Consider the following 15,055-nt stretch of genomic DNA (forward strand, 5'->3'; position numbering starts at 1 on the left):
TCCTGATATACTCAGACAAATAGAAATTCAAGCACCCGAAGCGGGATTATGTGAGCGCTACCATGAATGAAGGCGGCAAAGCGTGCCGATGAGCGGCTATGCCGTGATTGGCGACTGGGGGACGAGCCGGCTGCGGCTTTTCCGGGTTGAACAGAGCGCCGTGGCGGCGCGGCGCGACGGGCCGGGGATCGGCGCGGTGGGCGGTGCGGCGGAGGCCGCATTCGCCGAAACGATCGCCCCCTGGCTGGCCGATGGCACGCCCGAATCGATCACCCTGTGCGGCATGGCCGGCGCGCGCGATGGGTGGGTGGAGGCGCCCTATGCGGACTGTCCCGCCGACGCGGCGACCTGGCGGCAGGCGGCGAGGCGCTTCGACTGGCGCGGGATTCCGGTGGCCATCATGGCGGGTCTGGCCTGCGAAAGTGCGGACGGCATCCCCGATGTGATGCGCGGCGAGGAAACCCAGATCTTCGGGGCGATTGCCCGCGACCCGGCGCTGGGCACGGGTCGGCACATGATCGTCCTGCCTGGCACCCACAATAAATGGTCGCTGGTCGAGGATGGCCGCATCACCGCCTTCCGCACCATGCCCATCGGCGAATTGTTCGCGCTGCTGCGCGACCAGTCAACCCTGGGGCCGAAGGTTGAGGTAACCAATCCGGTCGAGGAAGCCACGGGCTTTGCCGAGGGGCTGGACCGCGCAGACGACGGGAAGCTGTTGCAGTCGTTGTTCGCAGCGCGCGCCATGCGCCTGCGCCAGGGGCGCTCGCCCGATTGGGCTTTGGGCTATCTGTCCGGCCTGCTGATCGGTTGCGAGGTTGCAGAGATGCGCGGCATGTTGGGCGCGACCGACAGCGTCATCCTGATCGGCGACTCCCGGCTGTCCGCCCGCTATGCACAGGCGCTGGACAGACGGGGCGTGGCGACGCACATGCTGGATGGCGACGCCTGCGCGCTCGCCGGCCTTGGCCTGACGGAGATTTGAGTAACATGACCCTGGACGACCTGCTGGCCGATGGCGCGCCGCCCATCTGTGCGATCCTGCGCGGCATCCGTCCCGATGAGGCGATCGCGGTCAGCGCCGCCTTGATCGACGCGGGCATCCGCATCCTGGAGGTGCCGTTCAATTCGCCCGACCCGCTGGCCAGCATCGCGGCGATGCGGGCGGCGTTCGGCGACCGGGCACTGATCGGCGGCGGCACGGTGCTGAGCGTCGAAGCGGTGGAAGCGCTGCATGGCGCGGGCGGGCGCATCATGGTCACGCCCAACACCAATCCGGCGGTAATCGCGCGCGGCGCGGAGCTGGGGCTGGATCTGCTGCCCGGCTTTATGACGCCCAGCGAAGCGTTCGCAGCGATCGCGGCGGGGGCGAAGCGGATCAAGCTGTTCCCGGCGGCCCGTCTGGGCGCGGCCTATGTGAAGGCGGTCAAGGACGTGCTGCCCAAGCATGTCGGCGTATGGGCCGTGGGCGGCACCGGCGCGGACACGATCGGCGAATGGCTGGCGGGCGGCTGCGAGGGCATTGGCGTGGGCGGCGCGCTCTACAAGCCGGGCGACGACGCGGCGACCGTGGGGCAGCGCGGGCGCGATCTGGTGGCGGCATGGCGGGCGACCCTGGGCTGATTTGTCCACCCTTGCTGCCCTTGCGACGGCTTGAAAAGGGGCGGGCATCGGCGCATGGACCGGGCATGACCGTGCCCTCCCTCCACCGCGCCGCTTCCGCTGGTCCCCGTCCTGCCGCTATCGCCCGCTGGCTGCTGATCGTGGCTGTTCTGGTCTTTTGCATGGTCGTGGTGGGCGGCATCACCCGGCTGACCGAATCCGGCCTGTCGATCACCCAGTGGAAGCCGATCACCGGCACCATTCCGCCGCTGACCCACGACCAGTGGATGGAGGCGTTCCGCCTCTATCAGCAGATCCCCGAATATCAGCAGATCAACCGGGGCATGAGCCTGTCCGAGTTCCAGTTCATCTTTTTCTGGGAATGGGCGCACCGGCTGCTCGGTCGCCTGATCGGCGTCGCCTTCGCTCTGCCACTGGTCTGGTTCGCTGTGCGACGGGCGATACCGGCGGGCTATGGCGGACGGCTGGTCGCCTTGCTGGCGCTGGGCGGGTTGCAGGGGGCGATCGGCTGGTGGATGGTGAAGTCGGGCCTGTCGGTGCGCACTGATGTCAGCCATTATCGGCTGGCGGTGCATCTGCTCACGGCCCTGTTCATCATGGGCGGCCTCATCTGGACGGCGCTTGACCTGCGCGCGCTGGCGCGGTCGCCACACGCCCGGCCTGCGCTGTTGCGGCCGTTCGCGTTGGTCGCGCTGCTGGTGTTGCTGGTGCAGTTGATGCTGGGCGCTTTTACCGCCGGGCTGGATGCGGGCTATGTGTCCAACACATGGCCGCTGATGAATGACCATATCGTGCCCGAAGGCATAGAGTGGCTGGGGTCGCTGTGGGGCACGGTGTCGAGCGATCCCTATCTCGTCCATTTCCTCCATCGCTGGTGGGCCTGGGTCGCTGCGGTGGCGCTGGTCCTGCTGGCGCGACGGGCGAAGCAGGCCGGGCAGCGGGGCGCGTCCATCGCGATCAATGCGACGGTCGGCACGCAAATCCTGCTCGGCATCGCCACCGTCGTCAGCGGTATCGCGCTGCCGATCGCCGTGCTGCACCAGGCGGTCGGCGCGCTGGTCGTGGCCGCCGCCGCCTGGGGTGCCCATGCCGTGGGCGCGCGCCGTTGAGGCGGCTGTTCGCCGTTACGCTTATCGTCTTCAGCCAGCCGGCCGTAGCGCAGGGCATCGCCATCCCTTTCGCGCCTCCCACCGACCGGGCGCTGGTCTACCGGATCGAGCAGCACCGCCCTGTCGAGGGAACGACGCGCCAGTTCAGCGCGACCCGCGACCTGCGGTTCGAGCGGGCGGGCGATGGCTATATCTTGCAGGCGACGCTGCGCGATATCGACAGCGATGCCCCGGCCGCCGGTGCCGAACCTTATCGCGCCGCCCTGACCCCGTTGGTTGGCGTGGTGCTGCGGTTCCAGCTGGACGGGCAGGGGCGGATCGTCGGTCTCGACGATATCGACGCGGTCTGGGGCAAGGTTCAGGCCGGGATCGACGCGATGTTGGCCCAATTCGCGCCCGATACGCCGCGCCACAAGGCGGCGGCCAATGTGAAGGCGCTGTTCGCCAGCCTTTCGCCCGACGGCCGGCTTGCGCTGTTGGCGGGCGAAGTCCAGCCGCTGTTCCTGTTCGCCAGCAGCAGTGTGGAGGGCGGCGAGGGGCGCGGTCTGCGCACCGTGGCGGGATCGCCGCTGGGCCGGCCGGTGCCGGTCGAAGGCACGCTGCGCGTCGTCGGGCAGCCGGCCGATGCGCTGGACCTGGAGGAGAAACTGGCGGGCGAGGGGGTGCAGGTCGGCATTCAGTATCGCCTGTCGCGCACTAGCGGTCTGGTCGAAAAACAGGATCGCAGCCTGGCTGTGGGATCGCTAGCGCTGACCGAAAGCCGGACGCTGAAGCCCGTCGATTAGCCGAAGGTATTATTTTACCCGTCAGCAAAGCGGCCGAATCTCTTGACTTGCTGGCCCTCACCCGTCATTAGCGCCCCACTTCCGGGTGTCGGCGACGGCCCCCGGTTTCATTTTATTCTGGAGTATTGGCACCATGAAGGCGCTGATGAAGACCACCAAGCCGGCGACCCCGGCAACGGTCGAAAAGAAGTGGATCCTGATCGACGCCGAAGGCGCCGTCGTGGGCCGTCTCGCATCGACCGTCGCGAATATCCTGCGTGGCAAGCACAAGACCAGCTTCACGCCCCATGTCGATTGTGGTGACAATGTCATCATCATCAACGCGGGCAAGGTCAAGTTCACCGGCAAGAAGCTGACGGACAAGGTCTATTACAAGCACACCGGCTATGCCGGCGGCATCAAGGAAACCACGCCCGCCAAGATCCTGGAAGGCCGTTTCCCCGAGCGCGTGCTGGAAAAGGCGATCGAGCGCATGATCCCCCGTGGCCCGCTGGGTCGCCAGCAGATGCGCAACCTGCGCGTCTTCGCCGGTGCCGAGCATCCGCATGAAGCCCAGAACCCCGAAGTGCTCGATTTCGCGTCGCGCAACCGCAAGAACAAGGTGGGTGCATAATGTCCGATAACCGCCAGTCCCTGTCCGACCTCGCGCAGATCGCGGCCGACGCCGCCGCCGCGCCGGTTGCTCCTGCCGCCGCCGCTGCGCCTGCTGCCGCGGTTGAAGGTGAAGAAACCGCCGCGCCCGTCGCGCCGCCGGTTTCGACCATGCCACTGCGCGAACAGGAAATCGACGCCCAGGGCCGCGCCTATGCGACCGGTCGTCGTAAGGATGCCGTCGCCCGCGTGTGGGTGAAGCCCGGCTCCGGCAAGATCACGGTCAATGGCCGCGACCAGGAAGTCTATTTCGCGCGTCCGACCCTGCGTCTGGTCATCAACCAGCCGTTCGGCGTCACCGACCGCAACGGTCAGTATGACGTGATCGCCACCGTCAAGGGCGGCGGTCTGTCCGGTCAGGCCGGCGCGGTCAAGCATGGCATCGCCCAGGCGCTGACCAAGTACGAACCGGCGCTGCGCAGTGCGGTCAAGGCCGAAGGCTTCCTGACCCGCGACAGCCGCGTCGTCGAGCGTAAGAAGTACGGCAAGGCGAAGGCGCGCAAGAGCTTCCAGTTCTCGAAGCGCTAAGTTTTCCGCATTGCAAACAGGAAAGGGGCCGGATTTCCGGTCCCTTTTTTGTTGTCTGTGATGTTGGGAGGTTTGTTATCCGAACATCGCAAGTTCCCCGGCGCAGGCCGGGGTCTGGGGCTTCGGGCACAGCGTTTGCAACTCGTGGCCCCCGGCCTGCGCCGGGGAACTATGAAGGAATGCGTGGCCGTTAGCTGTCCCCTGGCACCGCTACCTCGACGGCGCCGGGCGCGACCTTCACCGTTACAGGGGTGCTGGCCAGCACTTCGCCGTCGATGGAAATCTTCTGGCGCGGCTTGGTTTCGATCCTGAACGACTTTCCATGAAATTCTTCGGTATGCGAATCGCGATCGCGCAGCTTGAAGAATTTGGCGTACCAGTCCCAGGCGAGCCGCGGCTTGCTGCGTCCGACCACCGCCTGGATCACGATTTCGCCGGTGTCGACATCGGCATGGTCCGACAGTTCCACCCCGCCATGATAGGGGCCGTTGAGGATGCGAACCTCGGTCGACCACATGCGGCGCTGATGTTCGCCATCGTCGATCGTCAGGCGGAAGGCGCGGAAACCGACGGAGCATTTGACCGCCCACATCAGATAACCGATCCGGCCGAGATAGCGTTTGAGTTTGTGCGGCACCGTCTGGCCGATCTGCGGAGACAGGCCGAGCGCGGCGGCGTTGACGAAATAATCGCGCTCAACCATGCCCAGATCGACGCGGCGGCGCTTGCCGGTGGCGATCGCCTGCACCGCACCGTCCAGGTCAAGCGGCAGGCCGAGCGTGCGCGCAAAGCTGTTGGCGGTGCCCAATGGCAGCACGCCGAACACGCAATCCTTGCCCACCAATTCGTCCACCGTGCCGGACATCGACCCGTCGCCGCCGCCCACGATCACCATCGGCGCGCCCCTTGCGATGGCGTCGGCAACAGTTGTCGCCATCTTTTCGGGGTCTTCGACGGCATGGGCGGCGATCAGGTGTATGCCCGCCGCCTCCAGCTTTTCCTTTGCCTGCGCGAAATTATCCTGCCCGCGTCGGCTATGGGCGTTGACCACCAGGACGGCGTCTTTGGGGAGGGGTTTCGTTTCCATGCCGCAATAACTCCGCCAAATCGATTTCGGGTGCATCGGAAATCGCCAGGGAAACGATAGGCCATGGGTTCGTTACGATAACATGGCCCGCATCGCACATCTGTCCGACATTCATTTCGGCGCAAACGATCAGAAGATCGTTGACGCTGCCACCGCCTGGCTGGAGGAGCAGAGACCCGACCTGGTCGTCATCAGCGGCGACTTTACGCAAAGGGCGCGGGTGGAGCAGTTCAAGCAGGCAGCGGCCTGGCTGGGCCGCCTACAGGGCGCGGGGCTGAAGACCCTGGTTGTTCCCGGCAATCATGACGTCCCGCTTTATGACGTCGTGCGACGCTTCACCCGGCCGCTGGCGCGATACAAACGCTATATCAGCCGCGATCTCTGTCCCTTTTTTGAGGATGACGAGGTTGCGATATTAGGCATCAACACCGCCCGATCACTGACGATCAAAGATGGGCGGATCAACCATGACCAGATGGACATGTTACGCGAACGCTTCGCCGGGATCGCGCCGGACAAGACCCGCATCCTCGTCACCCATCATCCGCTCTTTTCCATGCCGATCGGTCGGGGTGGGGAATTGAGCGAGGCGGTGGGGCAGCATGACGACGCGATCAAGGCGGCGTGCGAGGCCGGCGTGCATCTGGCGCTGGCCGGCCATTTTCATCGCACCTATGCCGAGTCCGCGCGCAAGATGGTGGAGCATAGCGGCGGCGCGCTGGTGATCCAGGCCGGCACCGCGACCTCCACCCGGTTGCGCAACGCTGAACCGCAGAGCTTCAACTGGCTGCATGTGCGGCGGAACAACGAGATGGAATTGCAGGTGATCGTCTGGGACGGTGCTGCCTTCCGGCGCGCAAGCCATGTCGAATATCGGCACGACGGCGACACATGGGCGTCGCGGGACATGGCGGACGCGCCGGTTGTGGGTGAGGTGGCTGTGCGACAGGGGTTGGGGTTAGAAAGTTGATCAGGATTATTGTATAGATCTTTTTAGCGCTGCCTATCGATCCTTTGCACAGCTTGATCAGAGCAGTATCCTAAGGCTCCCACTTCGAAACTCAACTTTTCCTGCATGACGTTTAGAACTGCCTCGGTGAGATTATCGGTACTTAAAATCCTTTCTTCAGCCAATCTATCTTTCTCGGATAATTTAAGGTGTAGTTCTACCCGCTGAAGATCACTGAATAGTTCTGGATTTTTCAGCGCAAAATTCAAACGCTCTTTGGCATAGATGATTATACCAAACCCTGAATGGATATTGCTTAGAGCGTCAAGATAATGCCCTCTCTTACCCTCGATGTTAAGCCCCTCAGGTAGCCCGTCTCCCACCAAGACATTCGCTCCCATCGTTATTCTCGAAAGGGCGCTTCGCAAAAGTCGCAACTCATCATTGCGCTCCATCTTGCGGCGATAATGTTCAACGAAAATGGCACCTCCAATCGCTAAAATGGTACCGAGCAACGCACCGGCAAATCCGAGCCAATCTCCCGCGTTAGCTCCTGACGACCAAGCGTGCATCACAAGATATGCCGCTACGACCATCAAGCCAGATAACCCGCCGATGAGAAAAGATTCGATGCGTTCTTTGTGAGACATAGAACCTTACTTCCCCTTGAGTGCGGCGGCCAGCGATACGGTCGCGCTGCCGCGCCGGGCCGGTCCCGCCTGGCTGGGGTCGGGTTTCCAGCCGGACAGATAGACGAGCGCGATCTGTTCCGCGGTGCGCCCGTCCGGGTCCGCAGCATCGGCGAAGTGGCGCGCGGCGCGCATTAGCACGGCGCGCGTCAGGGCCGGTGCACGCATGTCCAATGCATTGCCTGCGCCCATAAAGCGCAGGTCGTGCATCAGGCGCACAATGTCGCCGTAGCGGATGGTCAGCGTCTCCCCGTCTGCGACCGGCATGGCGAATCCGGCGCGGCTGAGCAGATCACCGGCCGATCGCACATCGACCTGCGGATGGACATGCTGGCCGGGCCGGTCGCCCTCGGCGGCCAGCAGCGCGGATTTGAGGCGGGGCAGGCTGCCCGCGCCCGCAAAGGCCGCGAGCATCAATCCGTCGGGGCGCAGCACGCGCCGCATCAGGATCAGCGCGCCGGGCAGGTCGTTGACGCTATCGAGCGTGCCGCAGGCGACCACGAGGTCGAAACTGTCGTCGGCGAAGGGCAGGGCGTCCTCGTCCGCCTGCACGCCGCCCGCCGCTTTGGCCGCAAGGAAGCCGGGATCGGCGCAGGCGACACGCTTGCCCATCGCCTCCAGCGCCGCCTTCGCGCTGCCATCGGGGCAACCGATCACCAAGGCTTCGGGCAGGTCGCGCTGCACGTCTGTCAGCCGGTCGAGCAATTCGTCCAGCATCGCGCGATAAAGGAAATCATGATCGGCGAAAGCAGGCAGCATCCGGTCGCGCTGGCGCGCGCGGCGCGCGCGGTCGAAAATGTCGGGGCGGGATTCCATGGCAGGCCTTGTGCATCGGGCGCGAAGTGCGGACAAGGCAGATGATGTCGCTCCTCCCGCTTCTCAAGGGCGTTTTGCAGCCTGCGATCGATTATGCGCTGCCGCCGCGATGCCCCGGTTGCGGCGCGATCGTGGGGGAGGATTTCGCCTTCTGCCTGTCCTGCTGGAGCGGGATGGAACTGCTGGGCGAACCTTGCTGCGCCCGATGCGGTGCGCCTTTCCCGCATGACATGGGCGCGGGCGCGCAATGCGGCGCGTGCATGGCCAACCCGCCGCCTTGGGACAGCGCACGCGCGGTGTTGGCCTATGGTGATGTGGCTAAGACGGTGGCGCTGCGGCTCAAATATGGACGGCGCATCGGCCTCGCGCGCCTGATCGCGCGGCAGATGATGCGCCATGTGGGGAGCGTAGAGGCGCTGATCGTGCCGGTGCCGCTGCATCGCTGGCGGCTGTGGCATCGCGGGTTCAATCAGTCGGCGCTGATCGCGGATCATCTGGGGCGGCTGACCGGCTGGCCGGTGGATAAGATGGCGTTGCGCCGGATCAAGCGGACCGCGCCGCTACGGGGGATGAATCCGGCCCAGCGGGCTAAGGCGGTACGCGGGGCGTTTGCGCTGGCGGATGCGCCTGCGATCAGGGGGCGGCGCGTGCTGCTGATCGACGATGTCCATACCAGCGGGGCGACCGCCGCGGCCTGCGCGCGGGTGCTCAAACGCGGCGGGGCGGGTGAGGTGCGGCTGCTCTGCTGGGCGCGGGTGTTGCCGGATGCCGATGTCGAATGAGGCGCAGCGATTGACAAAGCGGCGCGTTCTCCCAATTTCATAGGAAAGGAGCTTCTCATCATCATGGCGAAAGTCGAAATCTATACCAAGGCCTGGTGCGGCTATTGCGCCCGCGCAAAGGCGCTGCTGACCGACAAGGGCGTCGCGTTCGAGGAATATGACATTACGATGGGCGGCCCCAAGCGCGACGAGATGCTGGAGCGCGCGCCCGGCCGGTCCACCGTGCCGCAAATCTTCATCGACGGGCAGCATGTCGGCGGTAGCGACGATCTTGGCGCGCTGAACCGCGACGGCAAGCTGGACGCATTGCTGGGCCTGTGAGCGACAATATGCGCGCCGCGCTGTTCCAGATGACCAGCGGGATCGATCCCGCCGCCAACGCCGCCGCCGTCGTGGACATGGTGAAGCGGGCCAAGGGTGAGGGTGCGGACATGTTGTTCACGCCCGAAATGGCCGGATATCTGGACCGCGACCGCCAACGCGCCGCGGATACGCTGCGCAGCGAGGCGGAGGATGTCGTGCTGGCCGCCGTGCGCGAGGCCGCAGCGCGTGAGGGGTTATGGGTGCATATCGGGTCGCTGCCGCTCAAGGGCGAGCGGGCCGACGGGCGCTGGGCCAATCGCAGCTTCCTGATCGACGACAGCGGCGATATCCGGGCGCGCTACGACAAGATCCATCTGTTCGACGTGGACCTCGCCACCGGCGAAAGCTGGCGGGAATCGTCTGTCTATGGGCCGGGCGAGCAGGTGGTGGCGGCCGATACGCCCTGGGGCCGGATGGGCTTCTCCATCTGCTACGACATGCGCTTTCCCGATCTCTATCGCGCGCTGACCAATGCGGGGGCGACGATCCTGCTCGCGCCCGCCGCCTTCACCGTGCCGACGGGCCAAGCGCACTGGCATGTGCTGCTGCGCGCGCGGGCGATCGAGGCGGGCTGCTATGTCATCGCGACCGCGCAGGTGGGGACGCATGAAGACGGGCGAACCACCTATGGCCACAGCGTGGTGATCGATCCTTGGGGCGAGGTATTGCTCGACATGAGCGACACGGCCGGGCTGGGGCTTGCGAACCTTGACCTGACGCGCATAGGGGATGTGCGCGGCCGCGTGCCCGCGCTCGCCAACCGCCGTGCTATACCGAAGGATGTAACAATTTCGTGATCGTGTTCGATCTCAAATGCGCTGGCCAGGGCCATGTGTTCGAAGCCTGGTTCGGGTCCAGCGCCGATTATGAGGATCAGAAGGCGCGGGGCCTGCTGGCCTGTCCGCTATGCGGCGATGGTGATGTGACCAAGGCGGTGATGGCGCCGGCCGTGGGCGCGAAGGGCAACAGCCGCGCGGTCGCAGTGCGGGAAGAGGCCACGGCGCCTGCGATGAGCGGCGCGGACCAGGCAAAGATGAAAGCGCTGGTTGAGGCGTTGGCTACAGCGCAGAGCAAGGCGCTGGAAGACAGTATCTGGGTCGGCCGCGGTTTCGCCGAGCAGGCGCGCGCCATGCACTATGGCGAAAAGGACCGCGCCAGCATCCATGGCGAGGTCGCTCCGGCGGAGGCCAAGGCGCTGATCGCCGAGGGCGTGGAGGTCGCGCCGCTGCCGTTCCCTGTGATCCCGCCACAGGCCAAGAATTAAACGTCGAAGAATTGACCAGGCGCGCCGCGCGCAATAGAGCCGTCGCCGGGCACCCGTAGCTCAGCAGGATAGAGCATTAGATTCCTAATCTGATGCGGTGCCAAATTCGCTGATACCATCCGATACCAAATGTGACCAATAAAATGGCTGATTTCCGTCATTCTATAGAGGTTGTCCGGTCTGGCAATGGTATCAGCGAGTCTCCCCGGCACCCCCGCAGTATGGACCTCTGACTACTTGTGGACTACTTGGCCTGCGAAGGGACACAGCTATGGCTGCGAAGAATTTGACGGACACGGCTGTGAAGGCCGCCAAGCCCACGCCCGGTGCGAAGTCGGCGGATGCGATCAAGGATGGGATGACTCCCGGCCTGTATCTGATGGTGCAGCCAACGGGTTCGAAATCGTGGGTGTATCAGTATCGCCGCCCCAGCGATCAGAAGCAGGCGAAAATGTCGCTGGGGTCATACCCGGCATTTTCCTTGACCATGGCCCGGTCGTGGGCGGGCGAACAGGAGGCGCTGCGGGCACGCGGGATCGACCCGAAATTGGAAAAGGTCCGTCTGGAGGAAGAGGCGAAGGCCGTCGAGGACGCCAAGGCAGCGAATGACACACAGACCCTTCAATGGTTCTGGGACACCTATTACCTGCCCGACCATGTGGAGACGTTGAAGCAGCCTCACGCTGAAAAGCTGTATTGGTCGCGATACCTGTCCGAAATCGCTGCAATGCCGCTTACCGAAATCGACCATAGGGTGCTGGATCGCCTGTTGGATAAGGCAAAGGCGCGGTCACCGCATCAGGGTTACAAATTCTGTGGCTTCGTCAAAACGTTGTGGAAGCGGATGGTCAGCGAGTATCGATACAAGGTCGTCAATCAGGATGATGCCGCAAGATACCTTGGGGCCAAGAACACGATCGGCACGGTCGAACGCTACCTTGACGAACGCGAACTGGGCTATGTCATCGCGGTCATCGACCGTTATGCGACTGCCGAAAAGCCAAGCAACCATCGGTCCTTCGCACTGGGCTTGCGTCTCATCCTAGCGACAGGCTGTCGGCTTGAAGAAGCGATGACTGCGACGTGGGATCAGTTCGATCTTGACGAAGGGAGTTGGACGCAACCGGGACCATCCACCAAGAATGGGCGGCCGAACTATCTGCTGCTTCAGCAGCCTATCGTGGACTGGCTGCGGGCGATGAGGGAGGCGAATCCAAAGGCGACCTTCGTGTTTCAGCAGGCGAAGGCAGATAAGGCGTTGAATGCCTTTTCCAAATCGACGCATCTGCTGTTTCGTGAAACCGAACATCTGGCAAAGGCGGACGGCTTCGCCATGGAAGGTTGGTCAGCGCACGATTTTCGGCGCACAATCACCACGACGTTCCAGCGGCTGCATCACCCCGGCACGATCAATCGGGTCGTGACCGATGAAGTGACCGAAGCCCTTCTGAACCATGTCGAACGAACCACCACGGTCGGCAGCAGGAAAAATTACAACAAGCACAACTATATGCACGAAAAGGCCTACGCGCTGCGCGTGTGGCAAGAGGTGCTGGATAAAGCCAAGGCGGATGAAGATGTCCGCGCCGCAAAACGTGGGCAGCTTGACCCTATCAAGCGCACGTCCAAGGCGCGGAAGGCGGCTAAAATTTCGGTCAGCCACCTTTGACCGGCATGGTCAGTGAGTGACTGAAAGCCGGGATTCCATCCATTGCCGCACCTCGCTTTCGCGCCATGCGACGCGGGTGCGGTTCTTGTTGAGATAAACAGGAGCGGGGAATTCTCCATCCTGACGCATCCGGTAGATGGTCATGCGCGACAAGCTGGTCTGTGCCAGCACTTCCTTCTGAGAAATGAGACGGTCGGTCATCGGTAGGGTCAATCTATTGGTTGAAGCCCAAAGCTGTCAATCGGCGTCCAAACGGGACCCCTTATCGGCGCGCAAAAGGGACCCCCTGTCAGGATTGCGCACGGTTGATGTGACGCGCTTCCTTGCGCTGCGCGCGGCGTAGGGAGGGCGTAGCCCGACCGGAGGCGCGCGCAGCGCAAAACATCTTCTAATTGATCGCTGCTGGGGCGGATCAGCTGCGGTTTTTGAAGCGCCAGCTGTCATTGCCGGTCTCGACAATGTCGCAATGATGGGTGACGCGATCGAGGAGCGCGGTTGTCATCTTGGGATCGCCGAACACGGTGGGCCACTCGCCAAAGGCGAGGTTGGTGGTGATGATGACACTGGTCTGCTCATAGAGTTTGCTGATCAGGTGGAACAGCAACTGGCCGCCCGATCGAGCGAACGGCAGATACCCCAGTTCATCGAGCACGATGAGATCGAGGCGGGATAGCTGGGCGGCGAGAGCGCCACTCTTGCCGATCCTGGCCTCCTCTTCGAGGCGGGTCACCAGATCGACCGTGTTGAAGTAGCGGCCTCGGGCGCCGGAGCGCACTACATTGGCGGTGATGGCGATGGCCAGATGGGTCTTTCCTGTGCCTGTGCCGCCGACCAGGACGATATTGCGCCGTGCGGGCAGGAACGCGCCGCTGTGCAATGAACGCACAAGCCCCTCGTTGATCGGGGTACCCTCGAACCGGAAGGCATCGATGTCCTTCACGACTGGCAGCTTGGCAGCGGCCATCCGGTATCGGATCGACGCGGCATGACGATGCGTCGCCTCCGCTCGCAGGAGATCGGTCAGTATCTCCATGGTGGTGCGCTGGCGCTGAAGGCCGGTGGTGACGGCATCGTCGAACGCGCCCGCCATGCCCTTGAGTCCAAGCCCGCGCATGGCCTCGATCATATCATGCCGCTGCATCGAAGGTCCTCAGCTGGTCGTAACGGGCACAGTCGGCGATCGGGGGATGGCGCAAGGCGCTATCCTCGGAGGTGATGATCGTCAGCGGACGCGGAGGCTCCCGGCGTCGTGCCAGGATGTTGAGGATCAGGTCGTCGCTCGCCGTGCCCGTCGCCAGTGCCTCACGCACAGCGGTTTCGACAGGCTCCAGGCCATCGGTCAGTACGGCCGACAGTACACGGACGAACCGGCGATCGGCATCGTCGCCATTACCCAGCTTGCGGCGCAGGCGGGCCAGCGCCGGTGGCAGATCCCAGTCCTGGAAGGGGGCACCGTTCCGCAACGCGCCAGGCTTGCGGGCCAGCACTGGCAGATAATGCCAGGGGTCATAGATCGTGCGGTTGCGCCCAAAGTAGCGAGGATGTTCAGCGACAACCTCTTCGCCGCAGCGAACGACGATGCGGTCGGCATAGGCGCGGACCTGCACGGTGCGTCGCGACACCGTCGAGAGGACTGAGTAGCGGTTGCGGTCGAAGCTGATCAGGCAGGTGCCGGTCACGGCATGCTCGCTCTCATTGAAGCCGTCGAACGGTCCCAGCATCGGCTGCAGCGCAGATCGTTCGATCTCCAGCATCTGCGCCACGGTCAGATCTCCCTGTTCAGGATGGGGCTGCCGTTCCGCCCAGCGCCGACACTCTGCCTCCAGCCAGCCATTGAGCTCTTCGAGACTGGCGAACCGCAACCGGGGCTGGAAGAAGCGACCCCGGATCGTCTGCACCTGGTTCTCGACCTGACCCTTCTCCCATCCCGCCGCAGGCGAGCAGGCCGTGGGCTCGACCATATAATGGTCGGTCATGATCAGGAACCGCCGGTTGAAGACGCGTTCCTTGCCGGTGAACACGCTCGTCACAGCCGTCTTCATATTATCGTAGATGCCGCGCCCTGGCACGCCGCCGAAGAAGGCAAAGCCGCGCGCATGCGCGTCGAACAGCATCTCCTGGCTCTCGCGAGGATAGGCCCGGACATAGACCCCACGTGACGCGCACAGGCGCATATGCGCGACCTTCACCCGCATCGGCGCTCCTGCGATCTCGACATCCTCATGGCTCCAGTCGAACTGGTAGGCCTCGCCTGGCCTGAACATCAGCGGGATGAAGGCGGTGACGCCATCGCCAGCATCCTTGCGCCGCTCGATCTTCCAGCGCGTCGCATAGCGCCGCACCGCATCGTAAGAACCCTCAAAGCCTTCTCGCACCAGCAGGTCATGGATCCGCGTCATCCGCAGCCGGTCACGCCTGCCGCGCAGCTCGTTCTCTTCCAGCAGCGTGTTCAGGCGCTCCTGGAACGGACCGATCCTGGGCAGCGGCTGAACCTTGCGCTGATAATCAAAGGCGCCCTCCGGCGCTCGGACCGCTTTGCGGATGACCTTCCGCGACACATGCAGATCCCGTGCGATCGCCTTGATCGCCTTGCCTCCGGCATACTCGCGCCGGATCCGTAAAACTGTCTCCAAAACCAACATCCCGATCTCGCCGCCTGAAAATCCAGCCGGCTGCTTAAACCATCGAAATGAGGGGTCCCTTTTAGACGCCGATCACCCCGCTAACGGGGTCCTTTTTG

18 protein-coding genes are annotated in these 15,055 nt (G+C 63.9%); 12 read left to right on the forward strand and 6 right to left on the reverse strand.

Annotated features, from left to right (window positions below):
• Window positions 1-88: 88 nt before the first annotated feature.
• The 6 genes from CEQ44_RS09555 (at window position 89) to rpsI (ending at window position 4,696) form a co-directional block, all read left to right on the forward strand.
• The gene (locus tag CEQ44_RS09555) at window positions 89-985 is read left to right on the forward strand and encodes a 2-dehydro-3-deoxygalactonokinase (protein WP_088183101.1); all 897 of its coding nucleotides are present in this window, start codon (window positions 89-91) and stop codon (window positions 983-985) included.
• Window positions 986-990: 5 nt separating this feature from the next.
• Window positions 991-1,623 carry a 2-dehydro-3-deoxy-6-phosphogalactonate aldolase gene (locus tag CEQ44_RS09560; RefSeq protein ID WP_088183100.1) on the forward strand — a complete coding sequence of 211 codons (633 nt, stop codon included), beginning with the start codon at window positions 991-993 and terminating at the stop codon, window positions 1,621-1,623.
• Window positions 1,624-1,688: 65 nt separating this feature from the next.
• Window positions 1,689-2,732 carry a COX15/CtaA family protein gene (locus CEQ44_RS09565; protein WP_088183132.1) on the forward strand — a complete coding sequence of 348 codons (1,044 nt, stop codon included), beginning with the start codon at window positions 1,689-1,691 and terminating at the stop codon, window positions 2,730-2,732.
• Window positions 2,729-3,517, forward strand: a complete 789-nt coding sequence (locus CEQ44_RS09570) for a hypothetical protein (protein WP_088183099.1) — start codon at window positions 2,729-2,731, stop codon at window positions 3,515-3,517. Before CEQ44_RS09565 ends, CEQ44_RS09570 begins: the two co-directional genes overlap by 4 nt.
• A 133-nt stretch (window positions 3,518-3,650) precedes the next feature.
• Window positions 3,651-4,130, forward strand: a complete 480-nt coding sequence (rplM, locus tag CEQ44_RS09575) for a 50S ribosomal protein L13 (protein WP_088183098.1) — start codon at window positions 3,651-3,653, stop codon at window positions 4,128-4,130.
• Window positions 4,130-4,696, forward strand: a complete 567-nt coding sequence (gene rpsI / locus CEQ44_RS09580; protein WP_088183097.1) for a 30S ribosomal protein S9 — start codon at window positions 4,130-4,132, stop codon at window positions 4,694-4,696. The genes rplM and rpsI overlap by 1 nt, the downstream gene beginning before the upstream one ends.
• Window positions 4,697-4,886: 190 nt before the next feature.
• Here the strand turns inward: rpsI and CEQ44_RS09585 are convergent, their stop codons facing one another.
• Window positions 4,887-5,783, reverse strand: a complete 897-nt coding sequence (locus tag CEQ44_RS09585; protein ID WP_088183096.1) for a diacylglycerol kinase family protein — start codon at window positions 5,781-5,783, stop codon at window positions 4,887-4,889.
• Between the two features lie 82 nt (window positions 5,784-5,865).
• On the opposite strand from CEQ44_RS09585, the gene CEQ44_RS09590 reads away from it, so the two are divergent.
• Window positions 5,866-6,753: a metallophosphoesterase gene (locus CEQ44_RS09590; RefSeq protein WP_088183095.1), complete on the forward strand. Its 888-nt coding sequence runs from the start codon at window positions 5,866-5,868 to the stop codon at window positions 6,751-6,753.
• Window positions 6,754-6,776: 23 nt separating this feature from the next.
• On the opposite strand, the gene CEQ44_RS09595 is transcribed toward CEQ44_RS09590, so the two are convergent.
• Window positions 6,777-7,382: a hypothetical protein gene (locus CEQ44_RS09595; RefSeq protein ID WP_088183094.1), complete on the reverse strand. Its 606-nt coding sequence runs from the start codon at window positions 7,380-7,382 to the stop codon at window positions 6,777-6,779.
• A gap of 6 nt (window positions 7,383-7,388) precedes the next feature.
• Window positions 7,389-8,237 carry a class I SAM-dependent methyltransferase gene (locus tag CEQ44_RS09600; RefSeq protein ID WP_088183093.1) on the reverse strand — a complete coding sequence of 283 codons (849 nt, stop codon included), beginning with the start codon at window positions 8,235-8,237 and terminating at the stop codon, window positions 7,389-7,391.
• Between the two features lie 41 nt (window positions 8,238-8,278).
• Between CEQ44_RS09600 and CEQ44_RS09605 the strand changes: the two genes are divergently transcribed.
• From CEQ44_RS09605 to CEQ44_RS09625, 5 genes are all read left to right on the forward strand, one after another.
• Entirely contained in the window at window positions 8,279-9,019 is a 741-nt protein-coding gene (locus CEQ44_RS09605; RefSeq protein WP_088183092.1) for a ComF family protein, read from the forward strand.
• A 63-nt stretch (window positions 9,020-9,082) separates the two neighbouring features.
• Window positions 9,083-9,340, forward strand: a complete 258-nt coding sequence (gene grxC, locus CEQ44_RS09610; RefSeq protein ID WP_088183091.1) for a glutaredoxin 3 — start codon at window positions 9,083-9,085, stop codon at window positions 9,338-9,340.
• An 8-nt stretch (window positions 9,341-9,348) separates the two neighbouring features.
• Window positions 9,349-10,179, forward strand: a complete 831-nt coding sequence (locus tag CEQ44_RS09615; RefSeq protein ID WP_088183131.1) for a carbon-nitrogen hydrolase family protein — start codon at window positions 9,349-9,351, stop codon at window positions 10,177-10,179.
• A complete protein-coding gene (locus tag CEQ44_RS09620; protein WP_088183090.1) occupies window positions 10,176-10,646 on the forward strand; it encodes a DUF1178 family protein in 471 nt (156 codons plus the stop codon). Before CEQ44_RS09615 ends, CEQ44_RS09620 begins: the two co-directional genes overlap by 4 nt.
• Before the next feature lie 271 nt (window positions 10,647-10,917).
• Window positions 10,918-12,315, forward strand: coding sequence for an integrase arm-type DNA-binding domain-containing protein (locus CEQ44_RS09625; protein WP_088183089.1), 1,398 nt, complete (start codon window positions 10,918-10,920; stop codon window positions 12,313-12,315).
• A 9-nt stretch (window positions 12,316-12,324) separates the two neighbouring features.
• Here the strand turns inward: CEQ44_RS09625 and CEQ44_RS09630 are convergent, their stop codons facing one another.
• The 3 genes from CEQ44_RS09630 to istA form a co-directional block, all read right to left on the reverse strand.
• A complete protein-coding gene (locus CEQ44_RS09630; RefSeq protein WP_088183088.1) occupies window positions 12,325-12,516 on the reverse strand; it encodes an AlpA family transcriptional regulator in 192 nt (63 codons plus the stop codon).
• 211 nt (window positions 12,517-12,727) lie between these two features.
• Window positions 12,728-13,456, reverse strand: a complete 729-nt coding sequence (istB, locus tag CEQ44_RS09635; RefSeq protein ID WP_011950770.1) for an IS21-like element helper ATPase IstB — start codon at window positions 13,454-13,456, stop codon at window positions 12,728-12,730.
• Window positions 13,443-14,957, reverse strand: a complete 1,515-nt coding sequence (gene istA / locus CEQ44_RS09640) for an IS21 family transposase (protein ID WP_088201813.1) — start codon at window positions 14,955-14,957, stop codon at window positions 13,443-13,445. The genes istB and istA overlap by 14 nt, the downstream gene beginning before the upstream one ends.
• Window positions 14,958-15,055 lie beyond the last annotated feature (98 nt).

Source organism: Sphingobium sp. Z007 (assembly GCF_900013425.1).
GTDB lineage: Bacteria > Pseudomonadota > Alphaproteobacteria > Sphingomonadales > Sphingomonadaceae > Sphingobium.

What these genes read in the sequence shown, in the direction of transcription:
- CEQ44_RS09585 (WP_088183096.1), bottom strand. Translation starts at nt 5,783, where the DNA reads ATGGAAACGAAACCCCTCCCCAAAGACGCCGTCCTGGTGGTCAACGCC.
- CEQ44_RS09555 (WP_088183101.1), top strand. Translation starts at nt 89, where the DNA reads ATGAGCGGCTATGCCGTGATTGGCGACTGGGGGACGAGCCGGCTGCGG.
- CEQ44_RS09590 (WP_088183095.1), top strand. Translation starts at nt 5,866, where the DNA reads ATGGCCCGCATCGCACATCTGTCCGACATTCATTTCGGCGCAAACGAT.
- CEQ44_RS09630 (WP_088183088.1), bottom strand. Translation starts at nt 12,516, where the DNA reads ATGACCGACCGTCTCATTTCTCAGAAGGAAGTGCTGGCACAGACCAGC.
- CEQ44_RS09600 (WP_088183093.1), bottom strand. Translation starts at nt 8,237, where the DNA reads ATGGAATCCCGCCCCGACATTTTCGACCGCGCGCGCCGCGCGCGCCAG.
- CEQ44_RS09625 (WP_088183089.1), top strand. Translation starts at nt 10,918, where the DNA reads ATGGCTGCGAAGAATTTGACGGACACGGCTGTGAAGGCCGCCAAGCCC.
- rpsI (WP_088183097.1), top strand. Translation starts at nt 4,130, where the DNA reads ATGTCCGATAACCGCCAGTCCCTGTCCGACCTCGCGCAGATCGCGGCC.
- CEQ44_RS09615 (WP_088183131.1), top strand. Translation starts at nt 9,349, where the DNA reads ATGCGCGCCGCGCTGTTCCAGATGACCAGCGGGATCGATCCCGCCGCC.
- grxC (WP_088183091.1), top strand. Translation starts at nt 9,083, where the DNA reads ATGGCGAAAGTCGAAATCTATACCAAGGCCTGGTGCGGCTATTGCGCC.
- rplM (WP_088183098.1), top strand. Translation starts at nt 3,651, where the DNA reads ATGAAGGCGCTGATGAAGACCACCAAGCCGGCGACCCCGGCAACGGTC.
- CEQ44_RS09560 (WP_088183100.1), top strand. Translation starts at nt 991, where the DNA reads ATGACCCTGGACGACCTGCTGGCCGATGGCGCGCCGCCCATCTGTGCG.
- istA (WP_088201813.1), bottom strand. Translation starts at nt 14,957, where the DNA reads ATGTTGGTTTTGGAGACAGTTTTACGGATCCGGCGCGAGTATGCCGGA.
- CEQ44_RS09595 (WP_088183094.1), bottom strand. Translation starts at nt 7,382, where the DNA reads ATGTCTCACAAAGAACGCATCGAATCTTTTCTCATCGGCGGGTTATCT.
- istB (WP_011950770.1), bottom strand. Translation starts at nt 13,456, where the DNA reads ATGCAGCGGCATGATATGATCGAGGCCATGCGCGGGCTTGGACTCAAG.
- CEQ44_RS09565 (WP_088183132.1), top strand. Translation starts at nt 1,689, where the DNA reads ATGACCGTGCCCTCCCTCCACCGCGCCGCTTCCGCTGGTCCCCGTCCT.
- CEQ44_RS09605 (WP_088183092.1), top strand. Translation starts at nt 8,279, where the DNA reads ATGATGTCGCTCCTCCCGCTTCTCAAGGGCGTTTTGCAGCCTGCGATC.